Here is an 8443-nt window from a genome sequence, read left to right on the forward strand (position 1 = left end):
TTAAGGATCAGACAAGACGACGCCATTGGCGTACGCCGACAAAGGGTCGTGATGCTCAGTGTAGCTGTGGCTTCAGCCGGACCTCCTACCTCAAGGATGAGCTATGGCTGGAATCATGAGTCAGCCTGCTGTTCGCAAAGCGGGCAGACGTCACCCGGCATGTTCTCCTTGCCTGCATCTGCACTGGCGTCTTTCGGTTGTTCCGAGGCGCTCAGCACCGACTCGCGACCAGCGCTCGGCCGAAAGGTCGACAGCGCCTTTAGACCCCGGCGCCACGCACTGAGATACAGGTCTTGGAAGTCGGCAAGCGGGTAGTCATCGGGCAGGTTCACGGTCTTGCTGATACCCGAGTCGATGGCGGGGGTCACTGCCGCTACCATGGCCATCTGATCCTCAACACCGATCTTGAGCGCGGAGACGAACGCGTCGGGCAGCGCCGCGTCGGGGCCGAACTGGGCCTGATAAAGACGGTAAGCGTGGTCCTCGACCTGATAGGTCTTGCGAGTGCCGTTGGCGAGTCGACGCTGACGCTGGTACGACCAGGAATAGGCGGGCTCGATGCCGTTGCTGACGTTATCGGCAAAGGCAAGCGAGATGGTTCCGGTGGGCGCGATCGATAGCAGGTGGCTATTGCGCAGCCCGTTTTGGCCGATGCGCGCCTGCAGCGCATCGGGAAGACGCCTGATGAATGCCGTGTTCGCCAGTGCTGCGGGCTCGCACAGCGGAAATGGACCCTTCTCCTCGGCCAAGTCGGCCGATGCCGCGTAGGCGGCGTCACGCAGCTGCGTCGCGATCCTGGCCGCCTGCCGGCGTCCCGCCTCGGAATCGTAGCGCTGCCCGAGCATCGCCAGGCAGTCGCCAAGTCCGGTGAAGCCGAGACCGATGCGGCGCTTGGAGGCCGCCTCGGCGGCGTGCTCCTCCAACGGCCAGCGGGTCACGTCGAGGACGTCATCGAGCATGCGCACCGCAGTCGGCACCAGCGCGAGCAGTCCGTCGAGGTCGAGCCGCGCATCTGGGCCGAAGGCATTGCTGACGAATCGGGTCAGGTCGATCGAGCCGAGGCAGCAGCAGCCATAGGCCGGTAGCGGCTGTTCGGCGCAAGGGTTGGTCGCCTCGATCCGCTCCAGAGCGCGCAGGTTATTCTCCCGGTTGACGGTATCGATATAGACCATGCCCGGATCGCCATGCCGCCAGCTGCGCTCGGTGATGGCGTCGAACAGTTGTCGCGCCGCGATTCGCCGATAGACCCAGAGGCCGTCTTCTCGGCGTCGGGTTGCGGCGCTGCGGGCCTCCGCTCCGGGCTCGATCGCATGGACGAGATCGAGCCAGTCGTTGTTCTCGACCGCGCGCAGGAAGCCGTCATCGGCGGCGACCGAGAGATTGAAGTTGGTCAGTTCGCCGGCCTGGTCCTTGGCGTGCACGAAGGCTTCAATATCGGGGTGATCAGCGCGCAGCATCGCCATTTGGGCGCCGCGACGCGCACCGGCCGATTCCAAGATCTCGCAGGAGCGATCGAAGACGCGCATGTAGGAAACGGGACCACTCGCTCTGGAGCCGGTCCCCCGCACGAGGGCGCCTTGGGGTCGGATCAGGGAGAAGTCATAGCCGACGCCGCCGCCGCGGCGCAGTGTCTGCGCGGCCTCCTCTAGGGCTGGATAGATGCCTGGCCGTCCGCCTTCGCGACCGCCGATGCTGTCGCCGATCGGTTGCACGAAGCAATTGATCAACGAGATGTCGAGATCGCGCCCGGCGCCGGCAGCGATACGCCCAGCGGGAATGAAACCCTGCCGCTGTACCTCGATGAAACCTTGCTCCCAAGCGTGCGGGCTCGTCTCGGCGGCGGCAAGTGCACGGGCGACCCGGGCCTGGATCGCGTCAATATCGGTCTCGCCGTCGGCCGCGTATTTCTCGCGCAGGACATCGACAGTGATCGGCTGGGGCTGCATCGCGTTCGGGCCTCATCGCGGGGTAAGGTCAGTGGTTGCGAGCGTCATCCCTTGCCGTGGCCAGCAAGCTGCTGCTGGGTGATGCGCACGTCCGCCTCGCGCGCCAGCGCCTGGATGCGATCTGAGATCTCAACGGGGTAGTCCGGCGCGGCGTCCAGGGCACGCAGCGCGGGCGGCAGGCGCGAGAGCTGCAACGCGCAATGATCACGTGACTCGGCCAGCGTCGGCGCGGGTTGTTTCAGCTCGCCATAGTCCATCACCGGCTCCAGCAGCGACTCACCATCGGCCGGCTCATCATGGCGTTGGATGCGATCACCAGCCATGCGTCCGGCAGCGTCGTAGCGGCGCACCACCTGCTTGCGACCGGGCCAGGTGGCCTTGTGCTCGGAGTGCTTGCGGCGCGGTTGCCCGGCATACTCGGTGAGCTTGTAGGCGCAGTCCAGGTACGGCGCGTTGGCAGAGGTGTCGAGTCGGCTACCGATGCCGAAACCGTCGATGGGCGCGCCCCCGGCCAGCAGCGCGGCGATGCGGTGCTCGTCGAGTCCACCGCTGGCGAAGATATGCACCTCATCGAGACCGCCCTCGTCGAGGATGGCGCGCACTTGCCGGGCATGCTCGGCGAGATCGCCGCTGTCGAGCCGCACCCCTTGCACGCGGATGCCGTCCTCAGCGAGACGCTGCGCGAGCCCGATCAGGCGCCGAGCGGAGCCCTCGGTGTCGTAGGTGTCGATCAGGAAGACGAGGTGATCGGGGCGGGCGCGGGCGAAGTGCTCGAAGGCAAGCATCTCGTCGTCGTGGGCCTCGATGAACGAGTGCGCCATGGTGCCGAAGATCGGCACGCCGAAGCGCGCCGCGGCGAGCACCGTGGCGCTGCCGGCAAAGCCACCCAGCCAGCTCGCGCGTGCGGCCATGAGTCCTGCCTCAGCGCCGTGCGCGCGGCGGAGTCCGAAGTCCACGAGCTGCTTGTCCGGAGCTGCGGCGACGCAGCGAGCTGCCTTGGTGGCGATCAGGATCTGGTACTGGAGCAGATTGATGATCCGCGTCTCCAGCAGCTGCGCCTGTGGGATGGGTGCCGTCACGCGCAAGATGGGCTCGTCCGGGAAGAAGACCGTCCCTTCGCGCATCGCGTGCACGCTGCCGGTGAAGCGGAAGGCGCGCAGGTAGTCCAAGAACGCGTCGCCAAAGTGACCACTGTCGGCGACCCAGGCCAGCTCCTCGTCGCTGAATTGTGCGCTCTGTAGTGTCGCGAGTACCTGCTCGAGGCCAGCGGCCACCAAAAAGCCGTAGCCCGGTGGCAGCTCGCGGACGAAGAAGTCGAAGACCGCCTCGTTTTCCATGCGGTTGGCGTGGTACGCCTCCAGCATTGCCAGCTCGTAGAGGTCGGTCAGGAGTAGGGCGTTAGCGGGTATCATCCGGGTCTCTTAAGGATGTCGTCGGGCAACCGGCAGAGCGGTCGGGTTGCTGAGCTTGTCATAGACGACGCCCTCGCGTCCCTGCAGGCCGATGCATTGATAGCCAAGAGCGTCGAACGGATCGAGCCGCGACTGTCGTCGTTGCCGAGGCAGAAAGCGCGGGGCAGCCACGGCAGGTTGGCAAGTATCGCGAAGCTCGATCCGCGACTGCGTCACGCCGCAACCTTCAATTCGTTGACGACGTTGATTACACCCCCGGTTCGGGACGCGTCGTCGCCGGCAGCCAGGCGAGCGGCCCAACGCGGCACGTTGCCACTCAGCTTAACGATCCCATCGTCCACCTCGACCTCAACATCTCGCGCGTCCACCTGGATATCCCTGTCTAGGGCAGCGACGACGTTCTCGGCGATCAGCTCGTCCCTAATCGTCTTCGTCGGTACCACGGCGAGCTTGTTCTCGACGCTGATCACTCCGCGGATGCCCCCCATCTTGTTCTCCACAAACGATCGCTTCCAGTGGGCATTCACTGTGCCTTCAAGCGTGATGACGCCGCCAATCACCGAAACGGTGATGTCTGACTCGTCGATCGCAGGATCCCAGGTCAGCATATCGATCGCACGCGTTCTGATCTCGCTGTCGCTGGGGAGCGGCGGCGGGGCGACATAGCTCACGGTCATGTCGTCGAACACGTCGATGACGTCGGCGATGGCCCACGCAGCCATTCGGGCTGTGGATCGATCCCAGTAGGTCGGGACTTCGCCCGAGAGGGTCACGACGCCGTCGTCAACAGTAACGGCCACCTTTGAAGCATCGATCCGCGTGTCCCAGTAGAGCTCGTCTACGATGTCCGTTTTGATGTCTTCGTCATTTCTCATGGTTCGGTTCTCCTCTCTGGAAACGTTTGGTTTGCTCTCGCCTCATGTTGGAGACCGAGCATCGTCGTGGATTGCCTTCCTGAGTCTTCGTTCACATCCTTCTCGAACCCGACTCCGCTTAAGCAGGAGCCGTGCCAGGAGGTAATGCCGAGCCGCCGGTCTGTCGCTAAGCCCCAAATTTTTTCATACGCCCGGCATGGGCGAGGGCGAGACCGATGAGATGGACGCCTGGTCGCACCCCCAGCGCACCGCCGAGACAGGCCGTCTCGTCGAAGCGCTGGGCATCGCCGCGACGGGCATGCTGAGCGTGCAAGAGCACCGGAACCGGGTGCCAACTGTGCGCCGACATCAACGCCGGTGTCGAATGATCGCCGGTGACGACCAGCACGTCCGGTTTCTGCTCCAACAGCCAAGGAATCCGCCGGTCGACCGCTTCGATCACCGCCACCTTCTCGGTCACATCGCCGTCTTCGCCAGCGGAATCGGTCCCTTTGACGTGGAGGAAGTAGAAATCATGTTCGTCGCCGAACTGCTGCTCGAAGGCCTCGAACAGGCCGTCCATTCCTTCAGGCAAATCAGCGACGTCCATCCCGAGCAGCCGCGAGAGCCCGCGGTACATCGGATACTCGGCGATGCAGAGTCCCTTCAGTCCGAAGCGCTCCTGTAGTCCCGGCAGCACCTCGTAGCGCTGGAATCCGCGCAGCAGCAGCGCGTTGGCGGGCTGCTCGTCGGCGATCGCTGCGTGCGCCTGTTCAAGGAACTGAACGACCACTTGAGCCGCCCTGGTGGCCTGTTCCGACTGCGGCTCCATCGGGGTCGGTGGTCGACCGGTCGCTTGAGGATCGGTGTCAGGTAGGTCGTCACTCAGCGCCTCGGTATCCGGGCTGCGCAATACCAGCACGGCGCGGTGCTGAGACTCGGTCTTGAGGAACACCTCGCCATCGAAGTCCAGGTCGAGGGCATCTTGGATCTTGGCGCACAGATGCTGATTGAGATCGGTCGGAATACGCCCGGCGCGGCGATCGGTGATCTCACCGGCGCTGTTGATGCTGGCAAAGTTGACTCGTGCCGCGAGATCGCCCGGCTGCAGGGGAAAGTCGATGCCCAGCGCCGAGAGTACACCCCGGCCGATGCGCCAGCGCAGTGGATCATAACCGAACAGCGCCAGATGCCCAGGACCGCTGCCGGGCGTGATGCCGGGGCCGACCATCTCGAGCTGGCCGCACGAGGAGTCCTGTGCGAGTGCATCGAGGTTCGGCGTCTCGGCAGTATCCAGCGCGGTGCGGCCGGTCTCCTCGCTGGCCAGCCCGCCGAGACCGTCCATGACCAGGTAGACGATCTTGCCGCCGGAAATGATCAGTTCTTGCCAGGTGTCGGTGATATCCATGGGGGCAGTCCGTCGATAGTGGATCTGTCCGACGGCCTTGGCCGCCGTGCTTGCGTGCTTGATAGGCGCCCAGCTCTGCGGGCTACCTGAAACAGCAAGCGCGATGCCATACGGCTGGACTGCTTCTTTCCGACGTTTCGATTGCCTCAGTGAGGCCACTGGTGGTGCACCTGGCCCTGCGCTGGTGGCAATCCACCACCGCTGCGGGCTTGCAGCGCCCCGCAGTTGATCACACGCGGGCTGGAGCAGCGGACTCGACAATGATCGCTCGGCAATGGCATTGAAACTGCTTGTTTCAGTTGGAAAGTCATGGCTGGAGGGGACGATGCCGAGAACAGCGATCGAACTAGACTGCAAGGTCGAGTATCTATCGGTCCTCGATGAGGACGGTAACCTCGATCAGGCACTGGCGCCGGAGGTGTCCGACGAGCAGCTCGACCAGATGCACCGAGTGATGCTCCTGGCGCGACGGTTCGACGAACGGATGCTAAACCTACAGCGCCAGGGTCGGATTGGCACCTTCGCCCCCGTCTCCGGTCAGGAGGCGGCGCAGGTCGGGGTGATGGCGGCGCTGCAGGCGCAGGATTGGTTTGTGCCGTCGTTCCGCGAGTTTGCGGCATCGATCTGGCGCGGCACGCCACTGAAGGCGTTGCTGCTCTACAACGCCGGCTACAACGAGGGCGGAGCGATCGCCGAGGATGCTCGGGATCTGCCGATCGCCATTCCAGTCGCGACGCAGATTCCACATGCGGTCGGGCTGGGCTATGCCGCCCGTTACCGCGGCACCGACGCTGTTGCGCTGGTGTTCTTCGGCGACGGGGCGACCTCCGAGGGTGACTTCCACGAGGCGATGAACTTCGCCAGCGTCTTCGCGACCCCGACCCTGTTCGTCTGCCAGAACAACCAGTGGGCGATCTCGATCCCGCGCGAGGACCAGACGCATTCGAAGACCCTGGCGCAGAAGGCGCTCGCCTATGGGATGCCCGGTCTCCAGGTCGATGGCAACGATCTGCTGGCGGTGCTCGCGGCGGCCCGCGAGGCCGTCAAGCGGGCGCGCAACGGCGGCGGGCCAACGCTGATCGAATGCGTCACCTATCGCCTCTCGGTGCACACCACCGCCGATGATCCGTCGCGCTACCGCAGCGACGAAGAGGTCGAGGAATGGGAGCGGCGCGAGCCACTGCGCCGCCTCCAGCGCCATCTCAAGGAGCGCGGCATCCTCGACGACGACCGCATCGAGGCACTGGAGAACGCGATCAGCGAGCAGATCGATGAGGCCTGGCAAGAGACCGAGCAGGCGATGCAGGAACTCGACGAGCCGCTCGACATCTTCTCGCACAACTATGCCGAACTCCCTCGGACGCTGCGCGAGCAGCGCGAGGAGATGGCAAGCCGCCTCGGGGAGGGCTGAGCAATGGCGAAACTGACCATGGCGCAGGCGCTCAACCAGGCCCTGCGCGAGGTGATGGACGCGGATGATGCGGTGCTGGTGCTCGGCGAGGACGTCGGTGTCGACGGCGGCGTGTTCCGCGTCACCGAGGGCCTGCTGGATCGCTTCGGCGCCGAACGCGCAATCGACACCCCACTGGCCGAATCGGCCATCGTCGGCGTCTCGATCGGGATGGCTGCGCACGGCCTGCGCCCGGTCTGCGAGATCCAGTTTTCCGGCTTCAGTTATCTGGCCATGCAGCAGCTCGAGGCGCATGCGGCGCGGCTGCGCTGGCGTTCGCGGGGGCGCTTCAGCGCGTCGCTGGTGCTGCGCATGCCCTATGGCGGTGGCGTGCGCGCCCTCGAGCATCACTCCGAGAGCAAGGAGATCTACTACACCCATACGCCGGGATTAAAGGTGGTTGCGCCCTCAGGGCCGCGTAACGCCCGCGCGCTGCTGCGCGCGGCGATCCGCGACCCTGATCCGGTGGTGTTCCTTGAGCCCAAGCGCATCTACCGGGCGTTTCGCGAGGAGGTTCCCGACGACGACGAGGAGCCGATGGCGCTCGGCGAATCGCAAACGGTGCGGGATGGCGACGATCTTACGCTGATCAGCTGGGGCGCCATGCTGCAGCCGACGCTGAAGGCCGCCGAGCAGCTTGCAGAGGAGGGTACCGAGGCCGAGGTGATCGACCTGCTGACCCTGTCGCCGCTTGACGATACGCGTCTCTCGGCCTCAGCGCGGCGCACCGGTCGGGTGGTCATCGTCCACGAGGCACATCGCAGCTACGGCCCCGGCGCCGAGCTTGTGGCACGGCTGGTCGAGAAGGCCTTTTGGTATCTGGAGGCGCCGGTCGCGCGGGTGACCGGCTATGACACCCAGGTGCCGTTCTTCGCGCGTGAGACCGACTATCTACCGGATGTCGCACGCATCGTCGCCGGCGCACAGCAGGTGCTCGAGGCTTGAGGGGCAGGGGCATGAGTAGAGCATTGCGACTGCAGGACCCGGGTGAAGGCCTCCACGAGGCCGAGATCGTCGAGATCAACGTCGCCGTGGGCGACCGGGTCGAGGAAGGCGAGACGGTGCTTGCCGCCGAGACCGACAAGGCGACCATGGACATCCCCTCGCCCTACACCGGCACCGTCGAGCGTGTGGCGGTCGAATCCGGCGATCAGGTTCGGGTCGGTGACCTGTTGATGATCATTTCCGGGGACGACGGCGATGGCAACGATAACCACGGCGATAGCGACGATAGTGACGATGACGGCGACGCCGCAGCACCAAAAGGAGAGGCCGAGCACCCGGTCTCCGCCGGGCCCAGCGCCGAGAAGCCAGAGACGAATAAATCAGAGGCCAAGGAGCCCAGTGCCAAGGAGCCCAGTGCCAAGGAGCCC

General features: G+C 65.1%; 7 protein-coding genes. 3 read left to right on the forward strand and 4 right to left on the reverse strand.

From position 1 onward, the window contains the following. Positions 1-113: 113 nt before the first annotated feature. From ACLFQI_RS09080 to ACLFQI_RS09095, 4 genes are all read right to left on the reverse strand, one after another. On the reverse strand, positions 114-1946 hold the full coding sequence (locus ACLFQI_RS09080) for an adenosylcobalamin-dependent ribonucleoside-diphosphate reductase (RefSeq protein WP_410758665.1): 1833 nt from the start codon (positions 1944-1946) through the stop codon (positions 114-116). A gap of 44 nt (positions 1947-1990) precedes the next feature. Next, positions 1991-3358 carry a nicotinate phosphoribosyltransferase gene (locus tag ACLFQI_RS09085; protein ID WP_410758667.1) on the reverse strand — a complete coding sequence of 456 codons (1368 nt, stop codon included), beginning with the start codon at positions 3356-3358 and terminating at the stop codon, positions 1991-1993. A 212-nt stretch (positions 3359-3570) separates the two neighbouring features. Further along, a complete protein-coding gene (locus ACLFQI_RS09090) occupies positions 3571-4233 on the reverse strand; it encodes a BON domain-containing protein (protein WP_410758669.1) in 663 nt (220 codons plus the stop codon). A gap of 166 nt (positions 4234-4399) precedes the next feature. Then, a complete protein-coding gene (locus ACLFQI_RS09095; RefSeq protein WP_410758671.1) occupies positions 4400-5620 on the reverse strand; it encodes a 2,3-bisphosphoglycerate-independent phosphoglycerate mutase in 1221 nt (406 codons plus the stop codon). A gap of 325 nt (positions 5621-5945) precedes the next feature. Here ACLFQI_RS09095 and pdhA point away from each other — a divergent pair, with 325 nt between their 5' ends. From pdhA to ACLFQI_RS09110, 3 genes are all read left to right on the forward strand, one after another. Beyond that, entirely contained in the window at positions 5946-7031 is a 1086-nt protein-coding gene (pdhA, locus tag ACLFQI_RS09100) for a pyruvate dehydrogenase (acetyl-transferring) E1 component subunit alpha (protein WP_410758673.1), read from the forward strand. A 3-nt stretch (positions 7032-7034) separates the two neighbouring features. Next, complete coding sequence (locus tag ACLFQI_RS09105) at positions 7035-8015, forward strand: alpha-ketoacid dehydrogenase subunit beta (protein WP_410758674.1); 981 nt, start codon at positions 7035-7037, stop codon at positions 8013-8015. Between the two features lie 11 nt (positions 8016-8026). Further along, positions 8027-8443: biotin/lipoyl-containing protein (locus tag ACLFQI_RS09110; RefSeq protein WP_410758676.1), on the forward strand; the 417-nt coding region annotated here is incomplete at its 3' end.

The sequence above is a fragment of the Halochromatium sp. genome (assembly GCF_046541315.1).
In the GTDB taxonomy this organism is placed as follows: domain Bacteria; phylum Pseudomonadota; class Gammaproteobacteria; order Chromatiales; family Chromatiaceae; genus Lamprobacter.